Origin of the sequence: Enterobacter soli (assembly GCF_964208575.1) — a bacterium.
GTDB classification, from domain to species: Bacteria; Pseudomonadota; Gammaproteobacteria; order Enterobacterales; family Enterobacteriaceae; genus Enterobacter; species Enterobacter soli_A.
Genome location: NZ_CAXOFU010000010.1, coordinates 134,379 through 149,515 on the forward strand (window position 1 = coordinate 134,379; position 15,137 = coordinate 149,515).

At 62.4% G+C, this 15,137-nt stretch carries 13 protein-coding genes; 2 read left to right on the top strand and 11 right to left on the bottom strand.

Going from position 1 to position 15,137, the window contains the following annotated elements:
- Positions 1-243: 243 nt before the first annotated feature.
- On the bottom strand, positions 244-2,235 hold the full coding sequence (tkt, locus tag AB6V08_RS12535; protein WP_368542981.1) for a transketolase: 1,992 nt from the start codon (positions 2,233-2,235) through the stop codon (positions 244-246).
- Positions 2,236-2,507: 272 nt separating this feature from the next.
- Between tkt and AB6V08_RS12540 the strand changes: the two genes are divergently transcribed.
- Both AB6V08_RS12540 and AB6V08_RS12545 read left to right on the top strand, forming a co-directional pair.
- Positions 2,508-3,266, top strand: coding sequence for a M48 family metallopeptidase (locus AB6V08_RS12540; RefSeq protein ID WP_368542983.1), 759 nt, complete (start codon positions 2,508-2,510; stop codon positions 3,264-3,266).
- Positions 3,267-3,475: 209 nt separating this feature from the next.
- Positions 3,476-4,744: an OprD family outer membrane porin gene (locus AB6V08_RS12545; RefSeq protein ID WP_368542985.1), complete on the top strand. Its 1,269-nt coding sequence runs from the start codon at positions 3,476-3,478 to the stop codon at positions 4,742-4,744.
- 111 nt (positions 4,745-4,855) lie between these two features.
- Here AB6V08_RS12545 and AB6V08_RS12550 read toward each other — a convergent pair whose 3' ends face one another.
- The 10 genes from AB6V08_RS12550 to AB6V08_RS12595 all read right to left on the bottom strand — a co-directional run bounded on the left by AB6V08_RS12550 (position 4,856) and on the right by AB6V08_RS12595 (position 15,127).
- Positions 4,856-6,496, bottom strand: coding sequence for a thiamine pyrophosphate-binding protein (locus AB6V08_RS12550; protein WP_368542987.1), 1,641 nt, complete (start codon positions 6,494-6,496; stop codon positions 4,856-4,858).
- 13 nt (positions 6,497-6,509) lie between these two features.
- Positions 6,510-7,979, bottom strand: coding sequence for an aldehyde dehydrogenase (locus AB6V08_RS12555; protein ID WP_368542989.1), 1,470 nt, complete (start codon positions 7,977-7,979; stop codon positions 6,510-6,512).
- Positions 7,980-7,988: 9 nt separating this feature from the next.
- A complete protein-coding gene (locus AB6V08_RS12560; RefSeq protein WP_368542991.1) occupies positions 7,989-8,759 on the bottom strand; it encodes an aspartate dehydrogenase in 771 nt (256 codons plus the stop codon).
- Positions 8,760-8,768: 9 nt separating this feature from the next.
- Positions 8,769-9,563 carry an SDR family oxidoreductase gene (locus AB6V08_RS12565; protein ID WP_368542993.1) on the bottom strand — a complete coding sequence of 265 codons (795 nt, stop codon included), beginning with the start codon at positions 9,561-9,563 and terminating at the stop codon, positions 8,769-8,771.
- The gene (locus AB6V08_RS12570; protein WP_368542995.1) at positions 9,547-10,317 is read right to left on the bottom strand and encodes an alpha/beta fold hydrolase; all 771 of its coding nucleotides are present in this window, start codon (positions 10,315-10,317) and stop codon (positions 9,547-9,549) included. The genes AB6V08_RS12565 and AB6V08_RS12570 overlap by 17 nt, the downstream gene beginning before the upstream one ends.
- Before the next feature lie 9 nt (positions 10,318-10,326).
- Positions 10,327-10,857 (bottom strand): cupin domain-containing protein, encoded by a 531-nt coding sequence (locus tag AB6V08_RS12575; RefSeq protein ID WP_368542997.1) that lies wholly within the window; start codon positions 10,855-10,857, stop codon positions 10,327-10,329.
- Between the two features lie 10 nt (positions 10,858-10,867).
- Positions 10,868-12,124, bottom strand: coding sequence for an MFS transporter (locus AB6V08_RS12580; protein ID WP_368542999.1), 1,257 nt, complete (start codon positions 12,122-12,124; stop codon positions 10,868-10,870).
- Positions 12,125-12,149: 25 nt separating this feature from the next.
- Positions 12,150-13,337, bottom strand: coding sequence for an NAD(P)/FAD-dependent oxidoreductase (locus tag AB6V08_RS12585; protein ID WP_368543001.1), 1,188 nt, complete (start codon positions 13,335-13,337; stop codon positions 12,150-12,152).
- A complete protein-coding gene (locus AB6V08_RS12590; RefSeq protein ID WP_368543003.1) occupies positions 13,334-14,260 on the bottom strand; it encodes a VOC family protein in 927 nt (308 codons plus the stop codon). The genes AB6V08_RS12585 and AB6V08_RS12590 overlap by 4 nt, the downstream gene beginning before the upstream one ends.
- Positions 14,261-14,338: 78 nt before the next feature.
- Positions 14,339-15,127 (bottom strand): IclR family transcriptional regulator, encoded by a 789-nt coding sequence (locus tag AB6V08_RS12595; protein ID WP_368543005.1) that lies wholly within the window; start codon positions 15,125-15,127, stop codon positions 14,339-14,341.
- Positions 15,128-15,137: the final 10 nt, after the last annotated feature.

Sequence of the window (15,137 nt, forward strand, 5' to 3'; positions counted from 1 at the left end):
TTTAATCGACTGAAACGCTTCAGCCAGAATAAGCGAAACGGGGAATAAAAGGAATGTCACGCCAGGGCAATAAGCCAGCTATATGACTTGCGTCACATTTTTGATGGAATAATTCACAGCGCTGTTACATGGTTCAGGAATAACAGATACAAAAAAGCCGGTTCAGCGCTGACGCTCAACCGGCCTGGTTTTGGTGCCATTTTCAGACCCGGCAGGCGCATGCGCTACCGGGTAGAACGGCGATTACAGCAGTTCTTTCGCTTTAGCGACAACGTTCTCAACGGTGAAGCCGAACTCTTCGAACAGCAGCTCTGCCGGAGCAGATTCACCGAAGGTGGTCATGCCGACGATTGCGCCGTTCAGACCCACGTATTTATACCAGTAGTCAGCGATACCCGCTTCCACCGCCACGCGAGCGGAAACCGCTTTCGGCAGTACGGATTCACGGTATGCCGCATCCTGCTTGTCGAAGGCATCGGTAGACGGCATGGAAACCACGCGCGCTTTCACGCCTTCAGCAGACAGCTTGTCCCATGCCGCCACGGCCAGCTCAACTTCAGAACCGGTGGCGATGAAGATAAGCTCTGGCTGACCCTCGCAATCTTTCAGCACGTAACCACCGCGAGCGATGTTTGCCAGCTGCGCTTCGGTACGATCCTGCTGTGCCAGGTTCTGACGGGAGAGGATCAGCGCGGTTGGGCCGTCGTGACGCTCTACGCCGTATTTCCACGCAACGGCGGATTCAACCTGGTCACACGGACGCCATGTGCTCATGTTTGGCGTAACGCGCAGAGAAGCAACCTGCTCTACCGGCTGGTGAGTTGGGCCATCTTCGCCCAGACCGATGGAGTCGTGGGTGTAGACCATCACCTGACGCTGTTTCATCAGCGCAGCCATACGCACGGCGTTACGTGCATACTCGACGAACATCAGGAAGGTAGAGGTGTACGGCAGGAAACCGCCGTGCAGGGAGATACCGTTGGCGATCGCGGTCATACCGAATTCACGTACACCGTAATGGATGTAGTTACCGGCAGTATCTTCGTTGATTGGCTTAGAACCAGACCACAGGGTCAGGTTTGATGGTGCCAGGTCAGCGGAGCCGCCCAGGAACTCTGGCAGCAGAGGGCCGAAGGCTTCGATAGCATTCTGGGACGCTTTACGGCTTGCGATTTTAGACGGGTTCGCCTGCAGCTTAGCGATGAATTCGTTCGCTTTCGCGTCGAAGTCGGAAGGCATTTCGCCTTTCATACGACGGGTGAACTCAGCGGCTTCCTGCGGGAAGGCTTTCGCATAGGCAGCGAACTTCTCGTTCCAGGCCGCTTCTTTAACCTGACCCGCTTCTTTCGCATCCCACTGAGCATAGATGTCAGATGGAATTTCGAATGCAGGGTGGTTCCAGCCCAGCGCTTCACGCGTCAGCGCGATTTCTGCATCACCCAGCGGCGCGCCGTGGGAGTCGTGGGTACCCGCTTTGTTCGGGGAACCGAAACCGATGATGGTTTTGCACATCAGCAGGGACGGTTTGTCGGTGACTGCACGCGCTTCTTCTACTGCACGTTTAATCGAGTCAGCATCGTGGCCGTCAACGCCACGTACAACGTGCCAGCCGTACGCTTCGAAACGTGCCGCGGTATCGTCGGTGAACCAGCCTTCAACGTGGCCGTCGATGGAGATGCCGTTGTCGTCATAGAACGCAACCAGTTTGCCCAGCTTCAGGGTACCTGCCAGGGAGCACACTTCGTGAGAAATGCCTTCCATCATGCAGCCGTCGCCCATGAATGCATAGGTGAAGTGGTCAACGATGTCGTGACCAGGACGGTTGAACTGTGCAGCCAGCGTTTTCTCTGCAATCGCCATACCTACGGCGTTAGCAATACCCTGCCCCAGCGGGCCAGTGGTGGTTTCAACACCCGCGGTGTAACCCACTTCCGGGTGACCTGGAGTTTTGGAGTGCAGCTGACGGAAGTTTTTCAGCTCTTCGATTGGCAGATCATAGCCGGTGAGGTGCAGCAGGCTATAAATCAGCATAGAGCCGTGGCCGTTGGACAGGACGAAACGGTCGCGGTCAGCCCATGATGGGTTTTGTGGGTTGTGGTTCAGGAAATCACGCCACAGGACTTCGGCAATGTCAGCCATACCCATAGGGGCGCCCGGGTGACCGGATTTGGCTTTCTGTACTGCGTCCATGCTCAGCGCACGAATAGCATTAGCAAGCTCTTTACGTGAGGACATTTTAACTCCAGATCGGACTGTTAAAGGCCATGCCCTTGACGACAGCGCGTTTTGGGCTACGCCGGAAAAAAGTGCCAACAATGTAACCCAAGCCGCAAAGCATGTACATGGAGCATTCTTTTGCCGCATCAGAAATCTCTGGATCACGCTCGCATGTTGCGCAATCTGCTCGCCCGGGCTCACCGATATTCCTTATACTTAGCCCGACACCGGCTCGCTGAGCGGTGGATTTTTCGGATTAAATTCAGATTAACGAGTACGGAAGCAACATCATGAAAATGCGTGCAATAGTGCTGGCTCTTGGTACAACGCTCCTGCTGAGCGGCTGTCAGAATATGGACTCTAACGGCCTGATGACCTCTGGCGCAGAAGCTTTTCAGGCTTACTCCCTGAGCGATGCACAGGTGAAAGCGCTGAGCGACCAGGCCTGTAAAGATATGGATAGTAAAGCCACCATCGCCCCTGCCAACAGCACTTACGCGCAGCGTCTGAATAAGATTGCTTCCGCACTGGGCGACAACATCAACGGTCAGCCGGTGAACTACAAGGTTTACATGGCGAAAGACGTCAACGCCTTCGCCATGGCGAACGGCTGTATCCGCGTTTACAGCGCCCTGATGGACATGATGACCGACAACGAAGTTGAAGCGGTTATCGGCCACGAAATGGGCCACGTGGCGCTGGGTCACGTGAAGAAAGGGATGCAGGTCGCGCTCGGTACCAACGCGGTTCGCGCGGCGGCAGCCTCAGCGGGCGGTATCGTCGGCAGCCTCTCCCAGTCTCAGCTGGGTGATATGGGCGAAAAGCTGGTGAACTCCCAGTTCTCCCAGCGCCAGGAATCCGAAGCGGATGATTACTCCTACGATCTGTTGCGCAAACGCGGCATTAATCCGGTCGGTTTAGCCACCAGCTTCGAAAAGCTGGCAAAACAGGAAGCGGGACGTCAAAGCTCCATGTTTGATGACCACCCGGCCTCCGAAGCCCGCGCACAACATATTCGCGACCGTATGGCCGCAGACGGAATTAAATAATTTTGGAAGGAGGCATTTTTGCCTCCTTTTTATTTCGCACGTATTGATAATTTAATCGCACGTATCGATAACACCGCTGCAAGCCCCGTAAAATCAGCCCCCTGCCCCTGTAACCTTTAGTCACATAATTATTGCAATCGGTAACTTTTCCGGTAATTATCCCTTCGCAGTCTTTCAAATTAATATATCGAAACAGAGATGTTCCCTCCGTGAAAAAACAATTATCGTTAGTTGCTTTAAGCTTATTTTCCGCGTTACCGGCCGTTGCAAGCCAACAATCAGACAGCCAGGGTTTTATCGACGACAGCCATTTGGATCTGTTTTTACGTAATGCTTATATCAGCCGTGACTACCATCAGGGCCAGCAGGATAAAGCCGAATGGGGCCAGGGGATTATCGCGACGTTCGAGTCCGGTTATACCGAAGGGCTGGTCGGCTTTGGCGTGGACGGCATTGCCCAGTACGGCGTGCGCCTGGACGGCGGCCGCGGCAAGAGCGGCGCGGGCGGTATCGACTTCTTCAAACAGGCAGACGATGGCCGTGCGAAATCCGACCTCGCGAAATTTGGCGCGACCGCCAAAATGCGTATTTCCAATACCGTTCTGAGCTACGGCAACCAGCGCCCGGAGCTGCCAATCATCAATGCCGACAGCTCCCGCCTGCTGTTTGAGAGCTACACCGGCACCATGCTGACCTCAAAAGAGATCGACGGTCTGGAAGTGAACGCCGGCTACTTTACCGATGAACAGCGCAAGAGTGACGACCGCCACGACAGCGGCCTGAAGAGCCTCTCCTTCGGCGGCGCGAGCTACCAGTTTAACGACCAGTTCAGCGGTGCGCTGTATGCGTCACACGTTGAAGAGGTGATGAACAAGCAGTATCTGGGCATGAACTTCAAACAGCCGTTCAGCACCGGGCAGCAGCTGGTTCTCGACTTCAACGGCTACAACTCCCGTCTGGATCAGGGCTACGCTGACAGCCTCGACACCGGGCGCAGCAACACCATCTGGAGCCTGGCGGCAAGCTACATCTGGGATATTCACACGTTCAAAGTGGCGTACCAGCAGAGCAGCGGCAGCACCGGCTACAACTACGGCGGCTACCGCGACCAGGGCGGCGTGGGCGACGGCGGCAACACCATCTGGCTGGCGAACTCCTACTGGTCTGATTTCAACGGTGAAGACGAACGTTCATGGCAGGCATCCTACGGGCTGGACTTTGCCGGTCTGGGCGTGCCGGGCCTGAGCTGGACGACCGCCTACGTGCGCGGCGACAACATTAAGACCTCTGAAACCAGCAACGGTAAAGAGCACGAGTGGTTTAACCAGGTTCAGTACCAGGTGCAGGACGGCCCGGCAAAAGATCTGAAGCTGAAGCTGCGCTACTCCGTGCTGCGCGTGTCCAGCAACGCCAGCGATTACAACGTGGGCGGGGATGAGATCCGCGTGTACGTGGAATATCCGTTTAACGTGTTCTGATGAAAAAAGCCGGGTGGCGGCTATCCCCTCACCCTAACCCTCTCCCCAAAGGGGCGAGGGAATTAAGACACCCTCTCCCTTTGGGAGAGGGCTTCAGACCGCACTACACGGCTAGTAAAGCGTCTTCTGCGGTGGCCCGGCAAACTTCAGCGCGCCAATCCGCTCCATCCGCACCTCCACCACCGACGGCCCCGGCATTGCCAGCGCTTCCGTCATCACCGCGTCAAAATCCTCCGCCCGCTCCACGCTCCACGCCTGTAGCCCCATCGCCTGCGCCAGCAGGGTGAAGTCCGGCGTATGCAGCACGTTGTAGTACTGACGGCCGCCAAAGTACTTGTCCTGGATGCCGCGCATCACGCCGTAGCCGCCGTCGTTCATGACCAGCAGCGTGACGTTGGCCTTCTCCTGCGCCAGCGTCGCTATTTCGCCAAGGTTCAGGCTCAGCCCGCCGTCACCCACCAGCCCCACTACCTTGCGCTGCGGGTTGGCAATCGCGGTGCCAATCGCCATCGGCAGCCCCATACCAATCGCGCCCGCCAGGGAGTGAATGTTCATCAGCGGGCCGTTGGCGCGAAACAGACGGCTGCCCCACAGGCTACCGGAAACGGTAATGTCGCGCACCAGCAGGCCGTCCTGCGGCAACGCCTTCTCGATGGCGTCGTTGAGCTTCGCGTAAGCGCCGCACTGGTCGCGCAGCCCCTGCTCGGCTTTGGCCACCGCCTGCTGCACCTGCGTATCCCACTGGGCACTTCCCCACTCACGGCCCTGAACCTTCTCGGCCAGCGCACTCAGCAAGGCGGAACAATCGGCGACCAGCGTATTGTCCATCAGGTAGTTACGGCTCGCCGCCGCCGGGTCGATGTCAATCTGCACGCGCGGGTGCGGCAGCTCCAGCGTCCAGGAGCGGGTTTCGTTGCTGCGCAGGCGCGAACCGGCCACCAGCGTAAAGTCGCACTGGGCGATCAGCGCTTCCACCGACGGCGAGTTATGGAACGCCCGCAGGCTGGCGCGGTGGCCGTCCGGCAGCACCCCGCGCGCGTGGGTGCTGGAGATAACGGTGATGCCCGCATCCGCCAGCCTTTTCACGGCGTCAGCGCTGCCCAGCGCCCCGCCGCCCAGCCACAGCAGCGGCTGTTTTGCCTGTTTCATCTGCGACCACAGCGCGTCGACGGCCTCGGCGTCAACATCGCCAACCAAAGCCGGCTTCACGGGCTTCGTCACCAGCGACAGCGGAATTTTCGCGCCCTGAATATCAATGGGGATTTCAACGGAGACCGGCCCGCACGGCGGGGTTTGCGCCTCCTGAATGGCCTTGTGCAGGATCGCTATCGCCTGATTCGCGTTGCTGATGCGGTACGCCCGCTTTGAGCTGGCCTTCAGGAAGGTCAGCTGGTCGCGGGTTTCATGGATAAAGCCGGTATCGGCGTCCAGCCAGGTTTTCTCCACCTGCCCGGTCAAATGCAGCAGCGGCGTACAGGCGTTCATCGCCTCCACCAGCGCGCCGACCGCGTTACCCGCCCCTGCGCCGGTGCTGGTCAGCGCCACCCCGAGGCCGGAAAAACGCCCGTGGGCGTCGGCCATGGTCACCGAGCCCGCCTCGCCGCGGGCGGGCACAAAGCGGATCCGGCCGCGCTGCCCCACCGCATCGGCAATCGGCAGATTGTGGATGGAGATGACGCCGTAGATGGCTTCAACCTGATACTGCTCCAGCGTTCTGGCGATGGCGTCGCCGACGGTTATCATTTCGCTCATTGCTCACCCTTTCTCAGTCGCACCAGTGGTTGACGCCGTTACCCGTCGCCAGATAAATGCTCTTTTGCTGCATCCAGGCTTTCAGCCCCTGGATACCCTTCTCGCGGCCCAGGCCGCTCTCCTTAAAGCCCCCGAACGGGGTCGAAATCGCAAACACTTTGTAGGTGTTGATCCACACCGTGCCCGCTTCGAGCTGCTCGCTCAGGCGCAGGGCGCGCCCGGTATCCCGCGTCCAGATCCCCGCCGCCAGGCCGTAAACCGAGTCGTTCGCCTCGCGGACAAGCGCGGCCTCGTCGCGAAACGGCATCGCCACCAGCACCGGGCCGAAGATCTCCTCCTGGCAGGCGCGGGCGCCGTTGCTCAGCCCCTCGATAATCGTGGGCTGGAAGAAGCTGCCGTTTGCAAGGCTCGGATCGGCCGGGATCTCCCCGCCGCACAGCACGCGCCCGCCCTCGCGCTTCGCCAGCTCGACATACGCCTGCACGCTCTGACGATGCCTGTCATTGATCAGCGGCCCAACGTGTACGCCGTCGGTAAACGGGTGCCCGACGCGCAGGCCGCGCGTGAGCTCCAGCAGCCGCGCCATCAGCGGAGCGTAAATACTCTCGTGGATAAACAGCCGCGAGCCGGCGATGCACGCCTGCCCCGCCGAGCTGAAAATGCCGTAGCAGATCCCGCGCGCGGCCTGCTCGATATCCGCGTCCTCCAGCACGATGGTCGGGGACTTCCCGCCCAGCTCCAGCGAGGCAGGGATCAGCTTTTCCGCCGCCACGTGCGCCAGATGGCGCCCCGTGGTGGTGCCGCCGGTAAAGGAGATTTTGCGCACCTTAGGGTGACGCGCCAGCGCATCGCCAATCACCGAGCCTTTGCCCGGCAGCACGCTCAGCAGCCCGGCGGGCAGCCCGGCCTGCTCAAAAATTCGCGCCAGCTCCAGCGCCATCAGCGGCGTGGCTTCGGCTGGCTTGAGGATCACCGCGTTACCGGCCGCAATCGCCGGGGCGACTTTTTGCATTTCGCTGGCAATCGGCGAGTTCCACGGGGTGATGGCCGCAACTACACCGAGCGGCTCATAGCGGCTCAGCGTCAGCACATCGGGCTGGCGCGGGGTCGGCAGCTCCCCTTCCAGCAGCTCGCAGGCGGCGGCGAAATAGCGCGCGGTGCCCGCCGCGCTCATCACCAGGCCGCGCGCTTCCGCCAACGGTTTGCCGTTATCGCGGCTTTGCATGCGCGCCAGCTCGTCAGCGCGGGACTCAATCAGATCCGCGACCTTGTGCAGGAGCTTCGCCCGCAGATGCGGCAGGCTGTTGCGCCATGCGGGATCGCGCCAGGCGCGCTCTCCGGCCTCAACGGCCTGCTCCAAATCGTCCAGGCTCGCGGCGTTCAGCGCCGCATTCAGCGAAGCGTCCGCCGGGAAGTGGCTCTGCATCGGGTTGCCGCCGCCGCGTCGCCAGTGGCCGCCAATAAAAATCTTCAGATCGTCCATCGTCACTCCTCAGCTCAGGGCCAGCTCGCGGCAGGCGCGTACCGCGCTGAGTGCCGCCAGCGTGGAGGTTTTGGGGTTCGACGCCAGCGGCAGGCCGCTCAGCTCCAGATGGAATTCCCCGAACGCCCCCTCAACGTGCAGGGTGTGGGTATTGCGCTGCGTATCCGGGTCGACCATCAGCTGCACGCGCGTGTCGTCCATCCCCACGCCGCCGAGGGCCACCGTCGCCGCCACGTTCGCGTTGGCCGGGAACAAGCGCGCCGCCTCGCGGGCGCTGCCCTCGAAGAACACCTGCGCCGCTGACACGCCGTTGAGATCGATCAGCTGCTCGGCGTAGCTGCCGCGCCAGCTGGCCGGGCTTTTGCGCGACCGATAGGTGACGCGCTCCAGCCCGCCCTCTTTCGCCGCCGCCAGACCGTCGATACCGGCTACCGCCCCCGAGAGCAGCGTCAGCCTGCCCCCCGCGCTCTGCAGGCGCTGCTCCAGCGCGCTGTCCGCCAGCGCCCCGGTGGAGATGACCGCCAGATGCCAGCCGCGGCGCAGGATCGCTTCGCCGTACTGCGCCACCGCCTGCTGGCTGGCGCACTCCAGCACCAGGTCCGGCGTTTGCGTACATTCCGTCGGGGAGGCCAGCGCCGTTACAGCATCGCCGAACTGCGCGCGGATCGCCGCGTGGTGCGGCTCGCGGGCGACGATCCACCCAATAGCCACGCCGGCGGGCAGACGCTCAATCACCGCCTGCGCCATCGCCCCGTAGCCAATTAACATGATCTTTTTCATGATGCGTCCTTACAGATGTCGGCAGAAGCCGCCGGAAACGTCCAGCGCCGCGCCGGTGGTAAACGAGGCCAGCGGCGAGGCGAGGAACAGCAGCGCCTGCGCGGGCTCCTGCGGCTTGCCGAGGCGCGCCATCGGAATGCCGCGCTTGCGCGCGATATCCGCCGTCCACTCCGGCCAGCTCTGGCTTTTATCCGCCCGGTTTTCAAAGCGGCGCTGCCACTGCCCGGACTCCACCATGCCGAGCAAAATGGAGTTCACGCGGATGCCTTTGCCCACCAGCTCCTTCGAGAGCGTGAGCGTCATGTTCAGCAGCGCCGCACGGGCGGCAGAGGTGGCAATCATGTGCTCCTCCGGCTGCAGCGCCAGCAGGGAGTTGACGCAGGTAATAGAGGCGATATCGGACTGCTCCAGCAGAGCCTGAAACGCCTGCACCGGGTTGATCACCCCGAACAGCTTGAGCTCGGCTTCGTGCAGCCACGCCTCGCGCGGCGTGTCCTGGAAGTGCGCCACGTAGCCCTGCCCGGCGTTGTTGATCAGCATGTCCGCCGCGCCGAAGCGTGCCTGAACGGCGTCTGCAAAGGCCTGAACCTCGTCGGCCTTCAGCACGTCGCAGCGGTAAGAGAAAATCTCCCCGTCGGGATGTTCGTTTTGCAGCGCCGCGTGGGCGCTGGCGAGGCGGTCGGGATCGCGACCGCAGAAGGCCACCTTTGCCCCCTCGCCCAGCAGCAGGCGCAGCGTTTCAAAGCCAATTCCAGAAGAACCGCCGGTTACGACCGCCACGCGTCCGTCAATTTGTGCATTCATCGCGCACCTCTTCGTTAATACGTAAAAGCTGTTGGTTAAAAAACGCGTCGTTGTCGAGATAGCTGGCGTGCCCGGCCTGCGGAATGGCGGTAAACGGCATGGCGTAGCGCAGCGCCAGCCCCTGCACCAGCTCGGGCTGGGTGATCGCGTCCTGCTCGCCGCACCAGACCTCAAAGCTGCCCGGGTAGCGCGTAAGCCAGCCGTGAATGTCGTCATGCGCCAGCATCCACGCGGCAGCAAGGTAGCCTTCCGGGCGAAGCCTGCGCATGCCCGCCGCGACGGTGGCGATATCCTCCGCGCGCGCGCCGGGGCGCAGCAGCTTCGCGGCGCGGGTCTGAGCGAGAACGTCGCCGCCGAGCGCCATCTGCTGCTCGCGGCTGCGCCAGACCTGCTCGCGCTGCTCGGGCGCGGCCTGGCCGTAGCCCTGGGCAGCGTCCGCCAGCACCAGATGCAGGACGCGTTCGGGGAACTTCGCCGCAAAGGCGCTGGCAACCAGCGCGCCAAGCGAATGGCCGACCAGCACCGCCTGCCAGACGCCCGCGCGGTCGAGCATCGCCGCCAGCGCGTCGGCGTAATCCCCCGCGCTTGCGCGCTCGACCGCCAGCATCGGGCTTTCGCCATAACCGGGCATGTCCCACGCCAGCACGCGAAAACCGTCCAGCGCCATCTGCTTATGCCAGGAGGCCGCGGCGGAGCTGATACCGTGCAGCAGCATCAGCGGAATGCCGCTTCCCTGTTCACGAAAACCCGTCATCGTGCCCCCTTAGCTGCGCTTCACTTTTGAGAGCGGATGATCGGACGGATAGGTCGGGATTTCCGGCCTGTTAGTCCCCAGCATGACGCACATCAGCGCCTCTTCTTCCCCGTGGTTAAACAGCCCGCGGTAGATGCCCGGCGGGACGGAGATCAGGTCGCGCTCGCGCAGCACGGTTTCGGTGTAGTTCTCGCCGTCCTGAATCATCAGCGTGATCTGCCCTTTGAGCATGAAGAACACCTCCTCCACGTCGTCGTGCAGGTGCAGCGGCCCCTCGCACTTCGACGGCAGCACCATGGTGGAGAAGGTAAAATGGTCCGCCTGCACGGTGTTGGTGTCGTTCGCCACGCCCGTGGCCCCGGTGCCGATGTAGCGCATCTGCGCGCGGCGGTATTTCGGGTCAAAATCAGCCTGGAACTTCAGCGCGTTCCAGTCGTATTTGCGGCCTTCGAAGCGCGCAATGCGCGACTCGACCCACTCTTCCATCGTCAGGTGGTCAGGCTTGATGCCCGATGTGTTGGTTACGGTTGAATCTGTCATGACACTCTCCTCAGTAACGTTTAAGCAGCGGCAGTAACAGGACGCAGCCCACCGCCGCCATCACCGCCAGAAAAATGAGCCCGGAATCCATGCTGTGGGTGAAGGCGATAAGCGCCCCCATCACCGCCGGCGACAGCGCGCCGGCAAAGTTTCCCAGCCCGTTGAAAATGCCCCCCGCCGTGGCGCTCACCCGCGGATGGGTGGCCTTCGCCAGCAGGGCGAAAATGTTGGGCGCCCCGGTTCCCCACATAAAGGTGCTGAAGCTCATCGCCGCGATGATGGTCAGCGGGGTATTAAGGTGCATCACCGCCGCCAGCCCGACGGCCGCCCCCGCCATCGAGATAAAGCAGGCCGCCGCGCGCTTATCGACCCGGTCTGAGAGCCACGCGCCAATCACCTCCCCGGCCAGCATGGCGATGAACGGCATCGACGACAGCCAGCCCGCATGCTCCAGATGAATGCCTTTGCCCTTGATGAGATAGCCCGGCAGCCAGCCGTTGATGCCCCACAGGTAGGTCAGGAAGGCGATGTTAAAGATGCAGATGATCCAGAAGTGCGGGCTGACGAACAGCTCGCGCCGCGCCGCGCGCCGCTCGTCCTGAGACGCCTGCGAGGTGCAGGGCTTCGCCTCCAGACGGATCCCGCGCAGGCCGACGCGCACGAAGATCAGCACCGGCACGGTGAGCATCGCCATTACGAAGAAGGTGCTCTGCCAGCCGAAGGTGTTCAGCAGCCACAGGGAAAGCGGGAAACCAATCGCCGCGCCCACCGGCGTGCCCAGCAGCCAGAGCATGGTGGCGCGCGCCTGCAAATGCTGCGGGAAGTTGTGGCGCACGATAGCGAAGGCCAGCGGGAACAGCGGCCCTTCCGCCACGCCCAGCAGGATGCGCAGAACGATCATCAGCGTGTAGTTATGGGTAAAGCCCATCGCCACCATCAGCACGCACCACACCACCATCATCCCGGTGAGCAGGCGCAGCGGCGCGATTTTGTCCCCCAGCCCGCTGAGAAAAACCGACGAAAAGCCGTAGCTCAGCAGGAAGGCGCTCATCAGAATGCCGAGGCGCGTGGTGTCAAAATCGATGCCCATCGCCTGCTGGAAATGGCCGTCGGAAAACAGCGCCGCAATGCTGATTTTGTCGAAAAACGCCAGCAGCACGCAGGCCAGCAGCGACAGCGGGATGGCCCAGCGCACCGCTTTTTCAGGCGTGCGGGTTCCCTCACCGCTCGCCTCAACGGGCGCGGTGTTGGTCTCGAATGTGGTCATGTCTCCCCCTACGGGTGCGGGTTAGCTATCGCAATGACATCAGTGAAAAAGCCGGGTCGGCGAGCGGCACGTCAGAGAGATCCCGCCCTGCCGCCATCCAGCGCTTCGCCAGCTTGACGGTGCGCGCATCGTTGAACGCCACCAGCTGCGTCAGCCGCCCGCCGTCGTCCAGCGAGAAGTACAGCGCGTCTTCCCGCACGATGGTGCTGCCGCCCGGCTGCGGAATGCCGAGGATCTGGATGTTGTGCTGGTATTGATCCGACCATAGCCACGGCGCCTCGTCGTAGCCCGGAGCGTCGGGGTTAAGCATCGCTTTCGCCGTCGCCACCGCCTGGTTCTGGGCGAAAGCCCAGGACTGAATGCACAGGCCGTAGCGATGGTGCTGGGCCACGTCCCCGGCGGCAAAGATGAACGGATCCGAGGTGCGCCCCTGAGCATCCACGACGATCCCGCGCTCGGTCTTCAGCCCCGCGTCCCGCGCCAGCTCCAGGTTGAGATCGACGCCGATCCCCACCACCACCGCGTCAAAGGTTTCGCGCTGGCCGTCGCAGTGGATAACCGGCAGGCCGCTGTCGTCTTCCAGCTCCAGCGCGCCGCAGCCGGTGCGGATCTGCACGCCCTGCTCGCGATGCATTGTGGCTAAACGCTGCGAGACCTCGCCGCTCACCGAGCGCATGCACAGCGCGGGCTGCTGCTCGAACAGCGTGACCGCCACGCCGCTTTTGCGCGCGGAGGCGGCAATCTCCAGGCCGATCCACCCGCCGCCGATAATCGCCAGCTGGCGGCTTTCCGCGAGGCGACGCTTCAGGCGCTGCGCGTCCTGCCAGTGGCGCAGGGTGTAGACCTGCGGATGCCTTGACCACGCTTCGCCCGGCAGGCGCGCCCGCCCTCCGGTGGCCAGTAAAAGCATGTTGTAACTAAGGCGTTCGCCGCTGCTTAACATTACCGTTTTCGCGTCGCGGTCGATCTGCACCGCGCGCAGCGGTCGGTGCCAGGTCAGGTTCAGCGCCCGCTGCGCCTCGTCGGTAAACAGGCGCGGGAGCGCCGCGTCCGGCTCCAGCAAAGACGCTTTAGACAGCGGCGGACGCTCGTAGAAATCCCACTCCTCTTCCGCCACCACGCAAATCTCGCCGTCGAAGCCCTCGTCGCGCAGGGTTTTCGCCGCCCAGCCGCCCGCCTGGCCGCCGCCGATAATGACAATGCGCGACGTCATACCGCCTCCGGCTTTTTCTGCTGGCGGCGCGTATCGTGGTCGATGCCGCCCTCCACCGCCCATTCGGTAAAGGAGACCAGAGAGTGCTCCAGCTCGCGCGGCTGCCAGTTTTCGGTCAGGTAATCGTCGTTGGTGTAGTACTCAAACGCGCCGCCGGTCGGGCTGTTGACGTACCAGAAATAGGCCGACGACACCGGATGGCGGCCCGGCCCGATAAAGGTGCTCCACTCATTTTTATTCATCGCGATACCGCCGCCGATCACCTCGTGGATGTCGCGCACGGTGAAGGCCACGTGGTTCAGGCCGCGCCTGCGGTTCGGCAGCTGCAGCAGGAACAGGTTGTGATGCCCGCCGCGCGCGCCGCAGCGCAGGAACACGGCGCGGTTGATGTAGCGGTCAGACACCTGGAAGCCGAGCACCTCGCGATAGAATGTCTCCACCGCCGCCAGCTCCTCCACGAAGAACACCACGTGCCCCACGTTAATCGGCTGGGCGCGTTCGTAAACCGGGCTCGGCGTGTCGATGCGGCGCGCGTCGCCCCACTGGTTGATAGGCTCCACGTTCAGCTCTACGTCGGTCTGCTGGCTGACCTGCACGCGCAGGGTCATGCCGTTCGGGTCGAGGCACTCCAGCGCGTCGCCCACTTCGCGAAAGCCGGGCTGCTGCGCAAGCTTCGGGCGCAGCGCCTCCAGATCCTGCCGGGTAGCCACCGCCCAGGTCATCCGGCGCAGGGTGTTGCCCGCTTCAAACGCCGGCGGCAGGTCGGGGCTGTCAATCGGGTTAAGCTCCACGCGCGCGCCGCTCAGGGTGGTAAAGCGCTGGCCGCTGGCATCGCCCGTCAGGCCAAAATCACGCATAAATTTGGCGCAGTGCGTCAGGTCTTCCACGCCAAATTCCAGCTTTTCAATTCCGGTTACACTCATCGTTCGTTGCCTCATCTGGCCCAAATTGGGCGTAAAACATGCCCGACGCACTCAAGCGCCTGACGTTAACTCACTGATTTAACTGGCCTGTGACAGGTATCCTAAGAAGCCAGAAATTTTATCCGCCGCGAGGCGAACCTCGTTTTGCAGACGCTCGCGGTCGGCCTGCGGGATCTCCTCCGACGGCACCAGAATGCTGACCACCGCCGCCACGCGTCCGCTTCGGTCGTACACCGGGTAGACGATGGAGGAGATGCCGTGGCGGAAGAAGGATTCGCCAATCACGTATCCCCGGGCTTTGTCCTGCTGCACCATCTGCCACAGGGCTTCGCGGTCGTGAAGCTGGCCCGGCGTGTTGCCCGGCAGGCGCTCCTGCGGGAACAGCTGTTCGAAATCAGCGCGGGAAATGTCGGTCAGCAGCATACGCCCGAGGGAGGTGCAGTGCACCGGCAGGCGGGTGCCAATGCTGACCTGATTGATGCGCGATCCGGCGGCGCTGACGCGGGCGATGTAGATAATGTCGCGCCCGTCGCGGATCGCCAGATGGCTGCTGCACTGGCTCACGTCGCGCAGCTGCTCGATCACCGGCTGGCCGACCTGCGCCACGTCCAGCGAGGCGATGTACTCAAAGCCGAGGCGCAGCACGTTCATGCCCAGCGAGAAGGTATTGGTGCGCGCGTTGCGCTCCAGAAAGCCCATGAACTCCAGCGTCTGCACCACGCGGTAGGCGGTGGCTTTTGGCATATCTACCAGCCGGTGCAGTTCGGCAAAGGTCAGTTCGCGATGCTGCTCGCCGAAGGCCAACAGCAGCTGCAGGCCGCGTTCCAGCCCCGGCACCAGATACTTCACTTCCCGATCGTTTGCCATACTCGCTCTA

What these genes read in the sequence shown, in the direction of transcription:
- tkt (WP_368542981.1), bottom strand. Translation starts at nt 2,235, where the DNA reads ATGTCCTCACGTAAAGAGCTTGCTAATGCTATTCGTGCGCTGAGCATG.
- AB6V08_RS12540 (WP_368542983.1), top strand. Translation starts at nt 2,508, where the DNA reads ATGAAAATGCGTGCAATAGTGCTGGCTCTTGGTACAACGCTCCTGCTG.
- AB6V08_RS12550 (WP_368542987.1), bottom strand. Translation starts at nt 6,496, where the DNA reads ATGAGCGAAATGATAACCGTCGGCGACGCCATCGCCAGAACGCTGGAG.
- AB6V08_RS12555 (WP_368542989.1), bottom strand. Translation starts at nt 7,979, where the DNA reads ATGGACGATCTGAAGATTTTTATTGGCGGCCACTGGCGACGCGGCGGC.
- AB6V08_RS12560 (WP_368542991.1), bottom strand. Translation starts at nt 8,759, where the DNA reads ATGAAAAAGATCATGTTAATTGGCTACGGGGCGATGGCGCAGGCGGTG.
- AB6V08_RS12565 (WP_368542993.1), bottom strand. Translation starts at nt 9,563, where the DNA reads ATGAATGCACAAATTGACGGACGCGTGGCGGTCGTAACCGGCGGTTCT.
- AB6V08_RS12570 (WP_368542995.1), bottom strand. Translation starts at nt 10,317, where the DNA reads ATGACGGGTTTTCGTGAACAGGGAAGCGGCATTCCGCTGATGCTGCTG.
- AB6V08_RS12575 (WP_368542997.1), bottom strand. Translation starts at nt 10,857, where the DNA reads ATGACAGATTCAACCGTAACCAACACATCGGGCATCAAGCCTGACCAC.
- AB6V08_RS12580 (WP_368542999.1), bottom strand. Translation starts at nt 12,124, where the DNA reads ATGACCACATTCGAGACCAACACCGCGCCCGTTGAGGCGAGCGGTGAG.
- AB6V08_RS12585 (WP_368543001.1), bottom strand. Translation starts at nt 13,337, where the DNA reads ATGACGTCGCGCATTGTCATTATCGGCGGCGGCCAGGCGGGCGGCTGG.
- AB6V08_RS12590 (WP_368543003.1), bottom strand. Translation starts at nt 14,260, where the DNA reads ATGAGTGTAACCGGAATTGAAAAGCTGGAATTTGGCGTGGAAGACCTG.
- AB6V08_RS12595 (WP_368543005.1), bottom strand. Translation starts at nt 15,127, where the DNA reads ATGGCAAACGATCGGGAAGTGAAGTATCTGGTGCCGGGGCTGGAACGC.